Origin of the sequence: Allocoprococcus comes, from assembly GCF_013300725.1 — a bacterium.
GTDB classification, from domain to species: domain Bacteria; phylum Bacillota; class Clostridia; order Lachnospirales; family Lachnospiraceae; genus Allocoprococcus; species Allocoprococcus comes_A.
The window spans coordinates 117358-136691 of the sequence record NZ_JAAIMM010000004.1; the positions used below are offsets into that span (position 1 = coordinate 117358).

The 19334-nt window shown below is 44.0% G+C and carries 17 protein-coding genes and 1 tRNA gene; 17 read left to right on the plus strand and 1 reads right to left on the minus strand.

The genetic code is table 11. The annotated features are described in order from the left end of the window. Positions 1-161 precede the first annotated feature (161 nt). The 13 genes from G4407_RS03535 to G4407_RS03595 all read left to right on the plus strand — a co-directional run bounded on the left by G4407_RS03535 (position 162) and on the right by G4407_RS03595 (position 14087). Complete coding sequence (locus G4407_RS03535) at positions 162-1040, plus strand: shikimate dehydrogenase (protein ID WP_173687768.1); 879 nt, start codon at positions 162-164, stop codon at positions 1038-1040. 73 nt (positions 1041-1113) lie between these two features. Then, a complete protein-coding gene (locus G4407_RS03540; protein WP_173687769.1) occupies positions 1114-2328 on the plus strand; it encodes an MFS transporter in 1215 nt (404 codons plus the stop codon). Positions 2329-2349: 21 nt separating this feature from the next. Further along, positions 2350-3114: a type I 3-dehydroquinate dehydratase gene (gene aroD / locus G4407_RS03545; RefSeq protein WP_173687770.1), complete on the plus strand. Its 765-nt coding sequence runs from the start codon at positions 2350-2352 to the stop codon at positions 3112-3114. Between the two features lie 286 nt (positions 3115-3400). After that, positions 3401-3916 (plus strand): TRAP transporter small permease, encoded by a 516-nt coding sequence (locus G4407_RS03550; RefSeq protein ID WP_173687771.1) that lies wholly within the window; start codon positions 3401-3403, stop codon positions 3914-3916. Next, the gene (locus tag G4407_RS03555; RefSeq protein ID WP_173687772.1) at positions 3901-5190 is read left to right on the plus strand and encodes a TRAP transporter large permease; all 1290 of its coding nucleotides are present in this window, start codon (positions 3901-3903) and stop codon (positions 5188-5190) included. The genes G4407_RS03550 and G4407_RS03555 overlap by 16 nt, the downstream gene beginning before the upstream one ends. An 11-nt stretch (positions 5191-5201) precedes the next feature. Then, positions 5202-6209 (plus strand): TRAP transporter substrate-binding protein, encoded by a 1008-nt coding sequence (locus G4407_RS03560; RefSeq protein ID WP_173687773.1) that lies wholly within the window; start codon positions 5202-5204, stop codon positions 6207-6209. Positions 6210-6351: 142 nt separating this feature from the next. Then, positions 6352-6909 (plus strand): elongation factor P, encoded by a 558-nt coding sequence (gene efp / locus G4407_RS03565; RefSeq protein ID WP_022220387.1) that lies wholly within the window; start codon positions 6352-6354, stop codon positions 6907-6909. A 251-nt stretch (positions 6910-7160) separates the two neighbouring features. Beyond that, positions 7161-7994, plus strand: coding sequence for a DUF5688 family protein (locus tag G4407_RS03570; RefSeq protein ID WP_173687774.1), 834 nt, complete (start codon positions 7161-7163; stop codon positions 7992-7994). A gap of 562 nt (positions 7995-8556) precedes the next feature. Next, positions 8557-9270, plus strand: coding sequence for a response regulator transcription factor (locus G4407_RS03575; protein WP_173687775.1), 714 nt, complete (start codon positions 8557-8559; stop codon positions 9268-9270). Then, a complete protein-coding gene (locus tag G4407_RS03580) occupies positions 9257-10417 on the plus strand; it encodes a sensor histidine kinase (protein WP_173687776.1) in 1161 nt (386 codons plus the stop codon). The genes G4407_RS03575 and G4407_RS03580 overlap by 14 nt, the downstream gene beginning before the upstream one ends. 69 nt (positions 10418-10486) lie before the next feature. Continuing rightward, positions 10487-11152: an ABC transporter ATP-binding protein gene (locus G4407_RS03585; RefSeq protein ID WP_173687777.1), complete on the plus strand. Its 666-nt coding sequence runs from the start codon at positions 10487-10489 to the stop codon at positions 11150-11152. Further along, on the plus strand, positions 11149-13545 hold the full coding sequence (locus tag G4407_RS03590; RefSeq protein ID WP_173687778.1) for an ABC transporter permease: 2397 nt from the start codon (positions 11149-11151) through the stop codon (positions 13543-13545). The genes G4407_RS03585 and G4407_RS03590 overlap by 4 nt, the downstream gene beginning before the upstream one ends. Before the next feature lie 143 nt (positions 13546-13688). Then, positions 13689-14087, plus strand: a complete 399-nt coding sequence (locus G4407_RS03595) for a hypothetical protein (protein ID WP_173687779.1) — start codon at positions 13689-13691, stop codon at positions 14085-14087. 177 nt (positions 14088-14264) lie between these two features. On the opposite strand, the gene G4407_RS03600 is transcribed toward G4407_RS03595, so the two are convergent. After that, positions 14265-14336, minus strand: a tRNA-Arg gene (locus G4407_RS03600). Between the two features lie 258 nt (positions 14337-14594). Here G4407_RS03600 and G4407_RS03605 point away from each other — a divergent pair. From G4407_RS03605 to G4407_RS03620, 4 genes are all read left to right on the plus strand, one after another. Beyond that, positions 14595-15218, plus strand: a complete 624-nt coding sequence (locus G4407_RS03605) for a hypothetical protein (RefSeq protein WP_173687780.1) — start codon at positions 14595-14597, stop codon at positions 15216-15218. Between the two features lie 251 nt (positions 15219-15469). Beyond that, a complete protein-coding gene (gene argS / locus G4407_RS03610) occupies positions 15470-17236 on the plus strand; it encodes an arginine--tRNA ligase (protein WP_173687805.1) in 1767 nt (588 codons plus the stop codon). Positions 17237-17287: 51 nt separating this feature from the next. Continuing rightward, positions 17288-18433, plus strand: coding sequence for an alanyl-tRNA editing protein (locus G4407_RS03615; RefSeq protein WP_173687781.1), 1146 nt, complete (start codon positions 17288-17290; stop codon positions 18431-18433). A 19-nt stretch (positions 18434-18452) separates the two neighbouring features. After that, positions 18453-19232: a CPBP family intramembrane glutamic endopeptidase gene (locus G4407_RS03620; RefSeq protein WP_173687782.1), complete on the plus strand. Its 780-nt coding sequence runs from the start codon at positions 18453-18455 to the stop codon at positions 19230-19232. Positions 19233-19334 lie beyond the last annotated feature (102 nt).

A 19334-nucleotide genomic window follows, 5' to 3' on the forward strand; every position in this document is an offset into this window, starting at 1 on the left:
CAAAAATGCATATAAGATGTATTTGAACTATCAAAGGATATCGTCTATAATTTAACTATCAAGAGGTTGTTTAAAAATTAACAAAAGTTGGGCAAACGTTAAAAACATTCTCAAAGAACAAAGAAACAAATTTCTATGGAAGAAGAAAAGGAGAACAAATCATGGCAGAGAGAATTACAGGACACACAGAACTTATTGGACTTATGGCTTATCCGATCAGACATTCAAGTTCACCGGCAATGCACAACGAAGCATTTGCTTACCTTGGACTGGATTATGCTTACCTTGCATTTGAAGTTGACAACAGCACACTGGAAGATGCAGTAAAAGGACTTCGTGCTCTGAAAATGGTAGGATCTAACGTGTCTATGCCAAATAAAACAGTTGTTGGACAGTATCTGGACAAATTATCTCCGGCAGCAGAGCTCTGTGGAGCAGTAAACACAATCGTAAATGAAGATGGTGTTTTGACAGGACACATCACAGACGGTATCGGATTCATGCAGTCATTAAAAGACAATGACATCGATGTAATCGGAAAGAAGATGACAATCGCAGGAGCGGGCGGAGCTGCTACAGCAATTGAAATCCAGGCTGCACTTGATGGTGTAAAAGAAATCTCCATCTTCAACATCCATGATAAATTCTGGGCAAACGCAGAAGAAACAGTAAGAAAGATCAATGAAAAGACAAACTGTAAAGCAACTCTTTACGATCTGGACGACAAAGAAAAATTAAGAGAAGAAATGAACGATTCTTACATTTTTGTAAACGGAACAGGTGTTGGTATGAAACCACTCGAAGGAATGTCTGTTGTACCGGATAAATCATTCTTCCGTCCGGAACTGATCGTAATCGATGTTCCTTACTCACCACTGGAGACAAAGATGCGTTCTATGGCAAAAGAAGTTGGATGTAAGACAATGAATGGTCTTGGAATGATGTTATTCCAGGGAGCAGCTGCATTCAAACTCTGGACAGGAAAAGAAATGCCGATCGAACACATGAAAGAAGTATTAAATATCAGATACGATGACTAATATCCGGCAGGCTGGTATTTAATTTAAGAAGAAATCGAGAAAAAAATGAAAAACAGGAATGTGAGGAAAAGAGATGAATAAGAAATACATACCTAGCGCCCTGATACTTTATTTAAACTACTTTATCCACGGTGTTGGATGTTCCATCCTTGGACAGGCAGTCATCAAGGAAGCACTTGCTGCTTCCTGGGGCGTAGAAGTTATGGCAATCACTGCAATTTCAGCAGCACTCGGACTTGGACGTCTGATCGCGCTTCCGTTCGCCGGACCGCTTTCTGACAAACTCGGACGTCGTATTTCGACAGCGATCGGTAGTGGATCCTATGCAATCTACCTGATCGGACTTGCACTTGCATTTAATGCAGGAACAAATGGCGGATACCAGATCGCATATATCTGTGCAATCGTTGGTGGTATCGCAAACTCTTTCCTGGATACAGGAATTTACCCGGCTGTTTCAGAAATCATTTACAAAGCACCGGGCGTTGCAACTATGGGGATCAAATTCTTTATTTCTGTATCACAGATGCTTTTGCCGTTCGTACTTGGTGTAACTGTTGCTACCACAGCAACAGGAGCAACTTCTTACAACACGCTGTTCTATGCATGTGGAATCGCTTATCTTGTACTTCTGGTACTGGTTATGATCTTCCCACTCCCGGATACAGATCAGAAAGCAGCAGGAAAGAAAGAAGGACTGATCGACAGCTTAAAGCATACCCATTTCTCTGTAGAATCCATCGCAATGATCCTGATCGGATTCACATGTACAGGTACTTTCCAGTTATGGCTGAACTGTGCACAGAACTTTGCAAAAGAGAATGTAGGCTGGGCTGATCCGTCTATTATGCAGACATATTATTCAGCAGGAACAATGCTTGCACTTGTTGTAACTGCACTTTTAACAAGAAAGATCAAAGACGTAAGATTTATCCTGGGATACCCGGTAATCTGTCTTGTAACTATGATCGCTGTTCTGGTTGGAAAGAGCCAGACACTTATGATCGCAGGTGCTTTCCTGATCGGATGGGCAGGAGCTGGTGGACTTCTTCAGATCGCAACTTCTGTATGCAACATGCTGTTCCCGAAAATCAAAGGAACCGTAACAGCACTTGTTATGATCGCATCTTCCCTGTGTAACTACACCATCCTTACCGCAGCATCCAAAATGCAGCCGGCACAGGTTATGGTTATGAACATTGTTCTTACAGCAGTCGGAGTCCTCCTTGGATTATTCGTAAACTTACGCTATACTAAGATGGTAGAACAGGCACAGGCTGACAACTAAGAAAAAGAGGAGAAAATAGACATGAGTAAATATGTAGAAGTTCGTGGCGTTAAAATCGGCGAAGGGGTACCGAAGATCTGTGTACCGATCGTTGGAAAGACAAAAGAAGAAATTCTTGCAGCAGCAAAATCTTTTGAGGATGTTGCACTTGACGTTGTAGAATGGCGTGTAGACTGGTTCGAAGGTGTGTTTGATTTTGCACAGGTTGAAGATGTATTAAAAGACCTTCGTCCGGCACTTGGTGAAACTCCGATCCTTTTCACATTCCGTACTTCCAAAGAAGGCGGCGAAAAAGCAATCGAAGCAGATGCATATGCAGAGCTTAACAAGAAAGCAGCAGCAACAGGACTGATTGACCTTGTAGATGTAGAAGCGTTTACAGGTGATGAAGTTGTGAAAGATATCATCGAAGGTGCACATGCACACGGCGTAAAAGTTGTTGCATCCAACCATGATTTCGATAAGACACCGGACAAAGACGATATCGTAGGACGCCTTGTGAAAATGCAGGAACTCGGTGCAGATATCCCGAAAATTGCAGTAATGCCACAGTGCAAAAAGGATGTGCTTACACTTCTTGAAGCAACACGTGAAATGGCAGAAGAACATGCAGACCGTCCGATTATTACAATGTCTATGGCAGGTACAGGACTGATCAGCCGTCTTTGCGGTGAAGTATTCGGTTCCGCACTTACTTTCGGGGCAGTTGGAAAAGCTTCTGCACCTGGTCAGATGAATGCATCAGATTTAAGAGAAATCCTGACGCTGATCGATAAGAGCATCTAGTAAAGAAACATCCGGAGAAGTCCTGTGGCAGATCCGTTATGTTTAACCTGAATGAAGAGTGAAAAAAAGGCAGGATAATAACCCGCAGTCATACCGGGGATTCCGGTGAGACTGCGGGTTATTTATATCTGATGTTTGTTAAAAATCTAACCGATGCCCGGAGCGGAACGGTTATAGAGATTTTCACTATTTAAAGGGATAAAATCAATATGGAAAATAATAGACAACTTCCACAGAAATTGTTATCATTTTTCTATATGACTACATGAATGGAGGGCAAACGTGAATGAAGAAAACAGTAATCTGGCTGGATAACTATCTGGAAGAATTTCTCATGGTGGTCAGCCTGATCTTGATGACGGTGATCATGGGAATCCAGGTGTTTTCCAGATATGTACTCGGCTCAGCTCCGTCCTGGTCGGAGGAGATTACCCGATACCTGTTTGTATGGTCGGGCTTTTTGAGTGTCAGCTATTGTACGAGAAAGTGTATTTCTATTAAGATCGAACAGTTTGTGGCGATTTTTCCGAGAAGAGGAAAGGCAATGTTTAAATTGGTCAATCATACTTTTGAGCTTATGGTATTCCTCTATCTGATTCCATTTGCATTCAAGTATATGATGTCGGCAGTGGAGAGCGGGCAGGTGAGTCCGGCGTGCCACATTCCGATGTATTATGTACAGGCAGCACCGCTTGTCAGCTTTATCCTGGTGGCGATCCGTATTGTCCAGCGGTGGTTTGCAGAGTTAAAAGTCGTAAGAGATAAAGAGGAGAAAGGAGACAAAGCATGCCGGCAGCAGTAGTATTTATCTTATTTGTAATCTGTCTGATTATTGCCATTCCGGTATCGATCGCGCTTACGATCGCATCGGTTCTCCCGGGTGCTTTTGATCCATCTTTCACAGCCAGCGGACAGTTCGTGATCCGTTCCATGCTGGGAGGAATTGACAGTTTCCCGCTCCTTGCGGTTCCGATGTTTGTACTTTCCGGAATCATCATGGCAAGAGGTGGTATTTCCAAAAAATTATTTGATGTATTTTCGTATTTCCTTGGAAATCTGACAGCAGGTCTTCCGTGCGCGGTCATTGTAACCTGTCTGTTTTATGGCGCAATCTCAGGTTCCGGACCGGCGACGGTTGCAGCAGTCGGAAGTATGACGATCCCGATTCTGATCGAGCTTGGATACGATAAGGATTTTTCCGCGGCGATCGTAGCCGTTGCAGGTGGTCTTGGAGTTATTATTCCACCAAGTATTCCGTTTATTATGTTCGGAAGTGCTTCCGGCGAATCAGTAAGTGACCTGTTTATCGCAGGGATCATTCCGGGACTTCTGATCGGCGGACTTCTGATGGTTTATGTAGTCTATTACTGTAAAAAGAATGGAGAAGACAAAGAAAAGATCCAGAAAGTAGTCGGGGAGCTTCATGAGAAAGGACTTTTGAAGGTTTTAAAAGAAAGCTTCTGGGCACTTTTGAGTCCGGTCATCATTCTGGGATGCATCTATTCCGGAATCGCATCGCCGACAGAAGCGGCAGTCATTTCGGTATTTTATGCATTGATCGTCAGCCTGTTTATTTATAAGACGATGACGTTTAAAGATATCTGGCCGGCACTGGTGGAAGGGGTGCGTACTTATGCACCGATCATGTTCATTCTTGCGGCATCGATTGCGTTTTCAAGAGTTCTGACTCTGATGCAGATCCCACAGATGGTCAGCACCTGGATCCTGACGCACTTTACCAATAAGATCGTCCTTCTTCTGGTGATCAATGTATTCCTTCTGATCGTGGGAATGGTCATGGATACCACACCGGCAATCCTGATCCTGACACCGATCCTTCTGCCGATCGTAACAGCAGTCGGCATGAATCCGATCCACTTTGGAATCATGATGGTTGTCAACCTTGCGATCGGATTTGTAACACCGCCGATCGGGGTTAACTTATTTGTGGCAAGTTCGCTTACAGATATCCCGATCATGCGGATTTCCAAACATGCGATGCCGATGATCGGCTACTTCCTTGTTGCGCTTTTGTTAATTACGTTTATCCCGGCGATCAGCCTGGCACTGATATAGGAGGTGGCAGCATGAAGAAAGCAGTAAGAATGGCAGTAGCGGCAGGAATGTGTGCGGCACTTGCACTCAGTGCGGGATGCCAGAAAAAGACGGTTACGGATGATGAAGTACAGCGATATGCATGGCCGCTTGCAACGGCGAGTCCGGAGGATACCGTAACACAGATCTATGCAGAAAAATTTGCGGAAGAAGTAGAAGAATTAAGTGATGGCAAGATGAAGATCCAGGTCTATCCGAACGGTACGATCGGAGGGGACAGGGAGCTTCTGGAGAGTTGTAAGGATGGGGACATTCCGTTTGTGATCCAGAATACAGCTCCGCAGGTAACCTTTATGCCGGATCTGGCGGTATTCGATCTTCCGTGCCGTTTCAGCACGATTGATGAAGTACGTAAAAAGGCCGATGATCCGGAATTCTACGGACTTCTGGAGAATGTCTATGAAAATGGCGGATACAAGCTTCTTGGTTATGCAGATCAGGGATTCCGCGTGATGTCAACGAATAAAAAGGTCGAATCATTGGCTGATTTTAAAGGACAGAAGATCCGTACCATGGAGAATTCCTACCATATGGATTTTTGGAAAAAACTGAAAGCATCTCCGACACCGATGAGTTTCAGTGAGGTGTATATCGGGCTGCAGCAGGGAACCATTGACGCCCAGGAAAATCCATACGAGGTTATCGTATCCAACAAGCTTTATGAACAGCAGGATTATGTGGTGGAGACCAATCACCTGCCACATCTGATCTCTCTGATCGTCAGTGATGAATTTTTTCAGGATCTGCCGGAAGATAAGCAGGCGATCCTTGTAGAAGCTGCAGAGATCGCCAAAGAAGAGGCTCGCCAGGCATCGGATGACCGGATTGCGGACAAGATCAAAGTAATTGAGGACAGCGGAACACAGATTGTTACACTTAGTGATGAACTGAGAGTGGAAATCCGTGAGGCAGTGCAGCCGGTTTACGATGAAATCGAGAAAAATGTGGATAAAAAGCTTTATAATTCCTATATGAAATAGCAAAAAATACGGAAAATCAGGGAAATCTGTAATTGATTGAAATTTTTTGTTGAAAAATAGAGTTTTTTATTATAGAATTATAAGTAATGTATATAAAAAAGTAAAAGGAATGCCTCAGGGCATATATAAGGAGGATATTACAATGATTTCAGCAGGCGATTTTAGAAATGGTCTTACAGTACTGATCGAAGGAAATATTTATCAGATTCTGGAATTCCAGCATGTAAAACCGGGAAAGGGAGCAGCTTTCGTTAGAACAAAACTTAAAAACATCATCAGTGGTGGTGTAGTAGAAAAGACTTTCCGTCCGACAGAGAAATTCGATACCGCTCATATCGACAGAAAAGATATGCAGTATCTGTATTCTGATGGTGAACTCTATCATTTCATGGATGTTGAGACATTCGACCAGATCGCAGTTGATGGAGATACAGTAGGAGATTCTCTCAAGTTCGTAAAAGAGAACGAGATGGTTAAAGTATGTTCACATGAAGGTAACGTATTCTCAGTAGAGCCGCCGATCAGTGTGGAACTTGAAGTTACAGAGACAGAGCCGGGAGTAAAAGGTGACACAGCTACAGGCGCTACCAAACCGGCTATCGTTGAGACCGGAGCAAGCGTTCTTGTACCTCTGTTCGTTAACCAGGGTGACAAGATCAAAATTGATACCCGTACAGGAGAGTACAGCTCAAGAGCATAATCCTTTCGTCATAATTCACAAAATTAAGACAGAGATAAAAGCCGAAAGCAGAGGCAAGTCCTCATGCTTTCGGCTTTTTTGCATGTCAATGCCATTTTGGAAGGGAAAAGAATGTTCTTGTAATCTGAAAAAAGGGCAGATATAATTGGCAGTACACACCTGCTTGAATGCAGGTGATATTCAAATCATAAGCTGCCTTAAGATGGCAGAAAAGGTTCTTTGCGGCGCATGGCTTTCGGGAAGGAGAACGGATGAATTATACAGAATTTATGAATGCTATGTTATGCGAGATCAGAGGACAGGTAGATGCGCAGGTGAGGACAGAGCTGTACACTGTGACAAAGAATAATGGAACCAGAAGAACGGGGATTCTTTTTAAGCAGGAGGACAGCAACCTTGCACCGACGATCTATCTGGAGGAATTTTACCAGAAGTACCTGAAGGGGCAGCAGGTACCGGATCTGGCGGATTCCATTTGCAGTATTTATCAGGAGATTCGGGTGAAGAAGACCTGTGATTGTCAGAATCTGTTTGATTTTAATCATGTAAAAGAGCATATCGTGTACAAGCTGATCCGGCGGGATGCCAACGAAGAACTGTTAAAGCAGATTCCTTATGAGCCGTTCCTGGATCTGGCAGTGGTCTATTATATCCAGATAGACAACACACGCTTTGGTTCGGCGGCGATCCAGATTCGCAACGAGCATCTGCGGTACTGGCGTGTGGAAAAGGAAGAGATCCGGCGTCTTGCCGAGAAGAATACACCGCGGATCTATCCGGTGCAGATCCAGAAGATCGTGCGCTTTATGTATGTGGCGACGAACGAGCAGTGCAGTCTGGGGGCAGCAGTGATGCGGTATCCGGATTTCTTGGAAAAGGTCTGGGGGATGATCGGAGAGGGGTTTTATATCCTGCCAAGCAGTATCCATGAAGTCATTCTGGTGCCGGAAAGCTTTGGAATGGAGCCGGAGCGGATGCAGGAGATGGTCAAAGAGATCAATCAGATCGGAGTGGCGCCGGAGGAAGTGCTTTCGGATTCCGTGTATTACTCTGATGGGGAGGAGATTCGGATCGTGGCGAAGTAGGGATAGATTATAAACGTGTATAGAGTAGGGAAAATTGACAGGGAAATATACCATTGTATAGCAGAGGATATAGTAACAGATGAAGTTATTATAACTGTTGTGCAGATTATGCATATTAGGGAAAGACATCCCAATGATTATGAACTTTTTTCTACATACAAATTCTTTACAAAAGAGAATAATATTGATATACTGAAAGTAGAGAAAAATTTATTCATATGATTATTTAAGGTGGAAGATTTCGTGCGATCCACACGCCGATGGTATAGACAGGGGAAACCTGAGAGATGCAGGAGAAGCGCACGCCTGCTGGATAATCATTTGAAGAAGACTTAAAGAGGTGTCGCAGGTTTGCGGCACCTTTTTGTGTATACGATGAGCCAAGTGCAGATTTGTGCTTGCACAAGAATCTGCATTTGGCGAATGTACATCATCTGGCTGTTAAGCGAGATGGTGTACAAAGTATACGAATCAAGTAGGAGTCAGCCTGCTCGATTATATAGATCAAGTAGGAGTCAGCTTACGCAATCATACAATAGAAATAAAGAAAGGAATTCCAAGCATGAACACAGAAATTTTAGTAATTGAAGATGACGATCTGGTAAGACAGGGAATCGTAGACATCCTGGACCTAAAGGGATGGAATGCGGTCGCAGTAAAAAACTGTAGTGAGGCGCTTACAAGGATCCGAGAAGAAGAATATATGCTGTATGTACTGGACATGAAGCTGCCAGACGGGAACGGAATCATGCTCTGCAGGGAGATCCGCAGATATACAGACAATCCCATTCTTTTCTTATCAGCCTATGACAGTGAAGAATTTATTGTAGAGGGATTTGAGGCGGGAGCAAATGATTATGTGATAAAGCCTTTCCGCACATTTGAATTTATTGCGAGAATCAAGGCTTTGCTGCGACGTACCGGTATGCAGAATGGCAAGAAAGTGAAAAAAGGAATCAAAAGCGGAGAATATGAACTGGATTTGCAGAATCAGATTTTGCAGAAGGATGGTGTCCGGATCGATCTTACAAGGACGGAGTACCAGGTTCTGCGCAGTCTTCTGGAAAATGCACCGAATCTTGTCGCACGGGAGTTCCTGTTGGATACTATCTGGGATTCCAATGAAAATTATATCGATGACAATACCTTGTCTGTACATATGAACCGGCTGAGAAAGAAGCTGACTGCAGAAAGTGAGCAGGATCCGATTGAGACAAAGCGTGGAGTCGGTTACGCATGGACGATGAAAGCAGAGGATGTGTATGATGAAATCTGAGAAAAAGACAGAAAAATGGAGAATACCGGGAAAATGGATTCTGATTTTTCTTTTGATATTGCTGGCTTTTTATGGATATCAGAATATTCTTGCAGAAAATTATGAAAGACAGGTTGTTTCCTGGATTGGACAGACAGAAAAAGACAGAACGGTTTCTGCCTTTACAGAACCGGATGAAGAAGCATATCAGAAGGGCTGCGAGGCATTGAAAGAGGCAGGATATGGAGAGACAGGAAAAGTCTGGCTGGGAAAAAGAATCCGAAGCTATGGAAGAGGCACGTTTGTGTTTGCAATCGGCATCATCTGCATTGCTGGTCTGCTGACAGAACTGCACATGGAGAAAAGACGGAAAAAAACACTGAATAATCAATTTGCAGAAAAAGACAGGGAATTGGAAGCAAAGCTAGCGGAAGAAAAAGAATTTCTGCATCGGGACCGGCAGAAAATGGGAACTTATATGGAAAATATTTCCCATCAGCTAAAGACGCCGATCGCGGGAACACTTCTGAATCTGGAGGTGCTTCTTGCGACAGAAGAGAATGAAAAGCGGTATCAGAAGCTGGAAGACTGTGTGAAAAAAGTGCAGTGGATGTCGGATATGACGATCGTGCTTCTGAGGCTTGCACAGATTGATTCCGGGAAAATCTGGATGAAGCGGAAAAAAGAAAATCTGACCGGACTCATCGAAGAATGCATGGACAGAACACAGCCTTTAGCGGAAGAAAAAAGCGTTGGATTTGAAAAGGATGTTCCAAAAGAATGCCTGCTTTCCTGTGACGGATTCTGGCTGAAAGAGGCAATGGAAAATGTACTGAAAAATGCCATAGAATATGCAGATACAGGAAGCAAGATACAGATTCTTCTGAAAGAAGATACAGATTATTACAAGCTGTATATCACTAATCAGGGAAAACGGATTGAAAAAGAGAAAAGAGAGCTGATTTTTGACCGTTTTTACCAGATGGAACAAGGCAGTGGAATCGGGATTGGCCTGCATCTTGCAAGGGAAATTGTCACGCTTCATCGGGGGACACTGAAGGTTGTAGAGCGGAGTGGTCTGGAAGAGGCGACAACCTTCCAGTTTATACTGCCAAAGATGATCGCAAAGGATCATGGGCGGGAAGTGAGTAATCTTACGATATCGTAAGATTAGGGTAAGTGAATCGAAAGACAGATCTGGTATAGTAAGACTAACAAATGAAGGAGGTGATGGAAGATGAAAACCGTAATCAGACTGGACAAGGTAAGCAAAAGCTATACCCTTGGTGAAAAGAAAATCACAGCATTAAAGGAGTTTTCTTTTGAAGTGAAAAGTGGTGAGTTTGTGGCAGTGATGGGGCGAAGCGGATCCGGGAAATCTACTTTTCTTAAGATTGCAGGAACACTGGAAAAGCCAGATACCGGAGCAGTCTTTCTGAATGGAATACAGATCAACGGACTTTCCCAAAAGAGGATCTGCAAGATCAGGCAGAAGAAAATCGGGTTTATTTTCCAACAGTATCAGTTACTGCCGGAGTATACGATCTGGGATAATGTATGTATGCCGCTTTATATCGCACATACAGTACCGGATAAAGCCTATATCCGACAGCTTCTTGAAAAGGTCGGATTATGGGACAGGAATGGAGATTATCCGGATCAGTTATCCGGTGGAGAGCAGCAGAGAGTGGCAATTGCCCGTGCAATGGCGGCAAAGCCGGGAGTGATCCTTGCGGATGAACCGACCGGGAATCTGGACTATCAGACCGGGCAGGAGATCATGAAGCTGATCTGCGCATCCAGAGAACTTTACCGTCAGACAATTGTCATGGTGACACATGATATGGACAGTGCCAATTATGCGGACAGGATTGTGTATATGGAAGATGGTGCATTGCGATGAAAAGAGAGAAAAGACATGGAATTGAACGGGAACTCAGTATAAAAAGAATTCGCAGCCAGAAGAAATACAGCATCCTGATTGTCTCAGTCCTGCTTCTTACCTGCACACTGGTCCAGATTGGCTTCCAGATGTCAGAAGGACTGAAAGCCGCATATATCGAGAATCGCAAGGCGGTATATGGGGAATGGGAACAGGTATTTGTGGATATGGATGAAAGCTCGGTGAAAGTAGCAGAAGAGAATCCATTTCTTGCACAGACCGGGAAAATAAGGATCTATGGTGCGATCTCCGGGGATTATCTGGAAAACCGTCAGATGAATATCGGGACGATGGACGAGACGGCGTGGAAGCTTGGCAGACTGGAAATGAAAGAAGGGCGCCTGCCGGAAAATGAGCATGAGATCGCAATGGAATACAGTACACTTCGCTCACTTGGATATGAGGAGATGCTTGGAAAAGAAATTACACTGGACGTTACATCGGCGCTTTCCATTCTGGAGCAGGGGGAATCGAAAAGCTATGCTTATACTTTGTGCGGGATTCTAAAAGATTATCAGATAAACTGGGAGATCTGCAACCGGCATCGGTTCCCGACCGGGATTGTGACCCGGGAAGGCGGTGACAGGATTGGATCTATTCAGGATATGCATATGCTTGTAAAAGCGAAAGAAGGCAGTGAAAGTGTCTATGAAGATCTGAAAGACAGTGAAGAATTTACCTGCGGCATGGATGAAAATGTGGAACAGGACAAACTTTCTGATGTAAGTCTTCCGTATATGGATTTTCTGGAAAATATCCGTTTGCTGATTGGTGGTGCGTCGATCTGTATCCTGTTTCTTACGGTATCGCGTTCGATTATTTCAAGAGAACAGTTCTGGAGGTTCCTGGATGCACTTGGAATGAGAAGAGGGCAGATGTACCAGATTATTTTCTGGGAAGCAGTTCTGTTTGGTGCAGGGGCTGTTATTGTTGGAAATCTTGCAGGAATTGGGATTTACCAGCTGGTTATCCCTGTTTTTGAAAAGATAACCGAGCAGACATTACCACAGGCAATTGCTTGGGAAGGAGTTCTTTTTGGAACTGGATTCAGTGTGTTATGCATTGGGGCAAGTTATGGACTCAGTGCAGTGCAGCTTCGCATACTTCTGAAAGAAAAAAAGAAGAAAGTTCAGAAAAGAAGAGAAAAATATAGGAAGATCGTAAGGTTTACGCCGGGGAGAGTTTTACTTCATAAATGGCAGATGCATCGTGTGCGTAAGAGTGTGGAAATCGTTCTTCTGGCAAGTGTTTTTCTGATCGTGGGATTTGGAAAGATGGAAATCTCAACCAGGCAGGAAGAACTGAAAGTATATCAAAGGCTGACAGGAAATGGATATTATTTAAGTACAATGGAAATTACGAATTCACCGGGAATTTCAAAGCAGACAGTTGATAAACTGGAACAGGTTGCCGGAGTGACTTCTGTAGAGCAATATCACAACAATGAGAAAGAGGAGTTCTGGATTGATCTGTCAGAATATGCCGAAAGCGAGTATTTTCAGAAAGTAGTCGAAACATTGGTGGCATATCTGAATGAGACATCAATAAAGGAAAAGATATCTATTGAGAAAGTAAGATTGTCTTTGCTTACAATAGACAGATGGCAGGATATACAGCGTTTTCTGAGAAATCTGGATGAAGGCAGCCTGACAAAAGAAGAATTTGAACAGGGAGATTTTTGCATTCTGGATCTTACAGAACTGCAGGAATATGATGGGAAATATCTGAGCGCATTCAGCCCGGACGGACAAGGAATATCAGAAGATACGGTACAGGTTGGTGATGAACTTCCGGTTTATACATTGAATGAGGATGGAAGCAGAAACGAAAATCCGATTCCGGTAACAGCGATTTTACGTGGCATGAAGGAAGAAGATGTGCGGAATCCACAGATAGGTGGATCTGGTATATCGATGATTGTTGGAAAGAATTTCTGGAAGAAATTTGGGAAAAGCAGAATTATGGAATATGATCAGATTGTAAAAATTCTGGTATCGGATGATGTGGATGCGTATGATACGGAAGGGCATATTCTAAGTATTTTAAAACAGGGAACAGCTGTAAATGTGCAGAATAACCATGAAGAGTATAAGAAAATACGTCAGGAATTGTATTCCTTTATAGGAATGTACAGCATTTTTGCAGTGTTTTACATGATTCTGATTTCTATCGTTTTATATCAGATGTTCCTTGCAGAGAAGCAGGAAGAAAAAAGAGAATGGGAAATCTTACAGTCACTTGGAATGGAAGAAAAGTTCCAGAAGAAAATGCATCGGATAGAAGTTCTTTGGATGATGGGATGCGCAGGAGTAATTGGAGTTTTTACGTTATGGGGTGCTTGCCGACTGATATAGAGGAGGCTTTGAAGAAAGAATAAATTAGTTGAAAGCAGCCGGAAATGGCTGTAATATAAACTGGATTTTTCTTAAAAAAACGGATATACTGTAACTAGAAGTAGAAATCGAAACTGTTGAATAAATGCCAAGGAGGATTCAAGATGAAGAGAACCTATATCCTATATTGCTACATAATCAGCTTTATTCTAATGCCGTTCAAATGGTTTGCGCCGGAGTATATGACGGAGTTATCAGAATGGGGATTTAAGAGTATTGCCAATCCGGTTGGGATTGCGTTGCTTGTGATTGGCGTTCTGCTGATTCAGGCAAAGCGTATAGAAGCAAGAGAACGGATTCTGGCGGGAATTGGATTAGTGGCAATCGTTCTTGGTGAATTCTATACTTATTTCACCTGGTATAAGGACTTATATTATCCGGCAATTTCACTTGAGGCGGCAAAAGCCAGTGCGTTACCAACCTTTTACATAGGTGTGTTCTTAAGCTTTCTTGCATGTATTATTTTTCTTATTTTGTGTATAAGGGAGAAGAACAGGAAGTGATTCTTCAGAACGAATTCTGTGATTGAAAGTACAAGCTATGGTAGTATGAATTTCACTTGAATAATTGCCTGTATGGAAGAGATAACCTAAAAAACTGACAACAAAGAAAATGCAATGGAAAGCCAATCAAGCTACTAAAAAAGACTGTCAAGCCATAAAAGCTTCACAGTCTTTTCACGTCCCTGATCAGAATCGAACTGACGCACCCGCCTCCGGAGGGCGGTGCTCTATCCACTGAGCTACAAGGACATTTACTAATATAGCACTTGCCCAGAAAAAAATCAAGAAGAAATTTTGAACAGGACAAGTAAAACGGGATGAACAGAATAGCAGCCGGAATACCATTTGCAAGTGATTTGATACACAGAGGGGGCATCAGCATAAAGCAATTTTAATGCAGAAAAAGAATAAATAATCGCTTCGACAAAACCCGTCAAAACAAGTCTTTCTTCGCTATTGACGCAAAAGCTGGCATTGCGTATGATAGGTGGCAAAGGAGGAAATGCCATGTCGGAAGAAAAAAGGATGCCCGTCCTTACAGGCAGAAAGAAGCAGATTTTCTACACTGGTCTTGTGTATCTGCTGGTCTGCTTTATGACGGCGGGAGTCACCGTTTTTCTTACGAAAGAGAAAAAAGATGAGGTAAAAGAAGTAAGTGCAGTTGTTACAGAAGAGCCAAAAGTAAATACCGGGTACGCAGCGATGGAAACCAATCCGCTTCTGGAGAATCAGGACGAAGAGCTTGCGGATGCAGTAGAAGCATACTATCAGGAACTTTCCGGAAAAGAAGCCTATGCCGAAGCATACGATGGGATTGCGATTTACACGAAAGACGGCAAAGCAGAAGGCAGCAGGATCCTGTATGTACGGTACAATATGAAGATCCGTGGAATTTACACCGAAGTACCGGGGCTTGGAACCTTGTATGTGGTTAAGGATAAAGAAGGGAAATTCGATATTCAGGCAGAGATCTCTGACGAGCAGATTCAGACGGTGATTGAAGAAGTTTCCACACAGACAGATGTACAGGAGCTGTTTGCACAGGTAGAAACGGATTACGAACAGGCACTTGGTTCAGATGCAATGCTCGCACAGGCAGTGGAAGATCTGAAAAAAGCAGTGGATCAGTAACACTGTAAATACAGTGAGCCAGTAACGTCTGAAAAAAGCGGTAAAGTCTATGAAAAATGTTGTGCGTCAGCAGAAGTGGATGCTGTCTTGCCCCAAATTCATAAAGAATGCAGAATTTCAGGCAACATCCAGTCCCCAGATTACGATTTTCTATTGCGCTTACATAAGGATTCCGATATAATAAATAAAGCGGCGCAGGCAGAGAGTCTGCGCTAACGTTTATGATGAAAAAGAGAGGAACGATCGATACTATGAAGAAGATCCTGGATCTGATAACAGAAGAACTGGAACAGGCATTTGTAGATGCCGGATATGAGAAAGAGCTGGCGCGGGTTACACTTTCCAACCGCCCGGATTTATGTGAATATCAGTGTAATGGCGCGATGGCAGGTGCAAAGAAATACCACAAAGCACCGATCATGATCGCCGAAGAAGTCGTGGCAAAGATTCCGGAAAATGGATATGTCAGCGAAGCAGAAGCCGTAAAGCCAGGTTTCATCAACCTGAAGACCAACCCGGCAGCAGTCGCAGAATATCTGAACCAGATGGAAGCAGATAAAAAGCTCGGTGCGGAAGAAGTAGCAAATCCAAAGACAATCGTCATTGATTACGGCGGACCGAACGTGGCAAAACCGCTTCACGTTGGACATCTCCGCTCCGCGATCATCGGAGAAAGCGTAAAGAGAATCACCCGTTTTATGGGCAATAAAGTAGTTGGTGATATCCACCTTGGAGACTGGGGATATCAGATGGGACTGATCATCACAGAACTGAAGAAACGCCAGCCGGATCTTCCGTATTTTGATGATAATTTCACCGGAGAATATCCAAAAGAGGCACCATTTACCATCAGTGACCTGGAGGAAATCTATCCGGCAGCATCCACTTATGCAAAAGAGCATGATGATTACAGAGAAGAAGCACTGGATGCGACCTTCCAGCTGCAGAGTGGAAAGCGCGGTTACCGTGCAATCTGGGATCACATTATGAATGTGTCTGTGACAGACTTAAAGAAAAACTATGCGAACCTGAATGTTGAATTCGACCTCTGGAAAGGGGAATCTGACGCACAGAAATACATCCCGGATATGGTAGAAAGACTGAAAAATGAAGGCTATGCACATATTGATAACGGAGCCCTCGTTGTAGATGTCAAAGAAGAGACCGATACCAAAGAGATTCCGCCATGTATGATCCTGAAGTCCGACGGTGCAGCACTTTATGACACCACAGACCTTGCAACACTGGTAGAACGTGAAGAACTGTTCCAGCCAAATGAAGTCATCTATGTGGTTGACAAGCGTCAGGAACTGCATTTTGTACAGGTATTCCGCTGCGCGAAGAAGACCGGTATCGTAAAAGACGATACCAAGCTGACCTTCCTTGGATTCGGTACGATGAACGGAAAAGACGGAAAGCCGTTCAAGACCAGAGAAGGCGGCGTCATGCGTCTTGAGAACCTGATCCGTGAGATCACCGAGAAGATGTATGAGAAGATTACTGAGAACCGTACCGTATCGGAAGAAGAAGCAAAAGCGACAGCGAAGATGGTCGGAATGGCTGCGATCAAATACGGAGATCTCTCCAACCAGGCAGCAAAAGACTATGTATTTGATGTGGACAGATTCACTTCCTTTGAGGGAAATACAGGTCCGTACATCCTGTACACCATCGTTCGTATCAAATCCATCCTGAACAAATACAAAGAATCAGGAAAGAGCATGGACGATATTAAGATCCTTGCGGCTGCAAGCGAGAGCGAAAAAGCTCTGATGCTGGAAGCTGCGAAGTTTGGAAGCGTAATGCAGAACGTCTACGAAGAGCTTGCACCACACAAGATCTGTGCATATATTTACGATCTTGCAAATGCATTCAACCGTTTCTACCATGAGACCAAGATCCTGGCAGAAGAGGATGAACAGAAGCAGAAGAGCTACATTGCCCTTCTCACACTGACAAGAGACATTCTGACAACCTGCATCGATCTGCTTGGATTTGAAGCACCGGAGAGAATGTAAAAAGGCAGAAGCATCAGAAGTAATGACAATATGATAAAGAGGCGAGGACATATGACAGAGAAATTGTTTTACACAGACAGTCACCGGCAGGAATTTACTGCGGAGGTTGTGTCCTGCCGCCCGTGCGATAACGGATATGAGGCAGTTCTTTCAAGAACTGCCTTTTTTCCAGAAGGCGGCGGTCAGGCAGCTGATACCGGACTGATTGACGGGATCAGAGTATATGATGTACAGGAAAAAGGAGACCAGATCTTCCACTATCTGGAAGGGGCACTGGAAGAAGGAAAGACCGTGACCGGTCAGATTGACTGGGACAAACGTTTTTCACGGATGCAGCAGCACAGCGGAGAACATATCGTATCGGGAATCGTTCATGCACGTTTTGGATATGATAATGTGGGATTCCATTTGAATGATGAGCTCTGCACTCTGGATTTAAGCGGTCCGCTCACAAAAGAAGAGCTCCGCGAGGTAGAGGATGCGGCAAATGAAGCGGTATTTGCAAATGTGCCGGTTCAGGTAAGCTATCCGTCCAAAGAAGAACTGAAGACGCTGGATTACCGCAGTAAGATTGAGATTGACGGTCAGGTGCGTATCGTAACGATTCCGGGATACGATGTGTGTGCCTGCTGTGCACCGCACGTGAATTTTACCGGAGAGATCGGTCTGATCAAACTGGTACAGAGCCAGAATTACAAAGGCGGAATCCGGATCACCATGCTCTGCGGAAGACGGGCGCTGAAGGACTATCAGCAAAAAGAAGACAGTGTCAGGGCAATCATGGGCAGCCTTTCGGCAAAAGAAGAGCTGATCGCAGAAGCTGTAGAGCGCGTCAAAGACGAAGGGACACAGCTGAAAAGTGAACTCGCTGAGGCAAGAATGCAGCTTCTTGCAGTGCAGGCAGAAAAGATACCGGAAGGACAGAAGATAGTCTGTATTTTTGATGAAAAATTAAGTGGAAATGAGCCACGAGAACTGATGAATCTTGTGCTGAAACGAGAAACCAAAGTGTGCGCGGTATTTGCAGGAACAGAGGCAGACGGATACCGTTACGTGATCGGAAGCGAGACCGAAGATGTGCGCCCGTACAGCAAGATCCTCAAAGAACAGTTTGACGGAAGAGGCGGCGGAAAACCGGTCATGGTACAGGGGTCCGTAAATGGAAGCGAAGAAGCAATCCGGAAAGTATTTGAGTAAGAAAAGGCGGAGATAGAGAATGCGAGACAGGAAAACAGGAAGAATCATCTGGTATTTATTCAGTGCGGTTCTGATCAAATGGGGTGTGGAGATCGCAGTAGCGACATTTGCACTTTCCTGCGGTCTGCGCAGCAATATGGGAATTGGGGCAGTCTCTTCGATCATTACGATCCCAATGATTGCGTGGATCTACCGGAAAGATAAGGGACGATATGAAAAGCAGCAAGAATCCTGGTGGAAATATAAGGCAGCTTCCGGATATGGAATGTGGCTTGTTATGCTCGTCGGTGCAGTGACTGCGTGTGTGGCGATGAATGATATCGTCATGCTGATGAATATGCAGAGGATCAGCCAGGTTTATCAGAGCACAGAGCAGATCATTTACAGTGCACCACGCTGGCTTCAGCTGGCGGGAGGCGGGATCCTGGCTCCGGTCGCAGAAGAACTTGTTTACCGCGGGATGATCTACCGGCGGATGCGTGAGAGCCTTACCGCTGTGCAGGCAGGTGTGTTTGTATCCATTTTGTTCGGTGTCGGTCATGGAAATCTGCCACAGGGACTTTATGCAATGATACTCGGACTTCTGCTTGCCTGCATTTATGAGAAATTCCGGAATATTGCAGCGCCGGTCCTGTTCCATATTGTTGTGAATATTACATCATTATTGCTTTCGTGGTACGGAGGCTTTGACTGGATCCTGGAAACAGAAGGAAAAACGGTTGGAATTACCATGCTGGCAACGCTTGTTACAGTTCTAATTTATGTAAAAATCAAAAATATAAGACAAGAAATACGATAATTAACTGAAAATTATAGAAAAAGTTCACAAAACAAATAATATCTGACAATTTCTGTAAAATTAGGGGTTTACTTTTTGAGATAAATGCTGTATAGTGTTAAA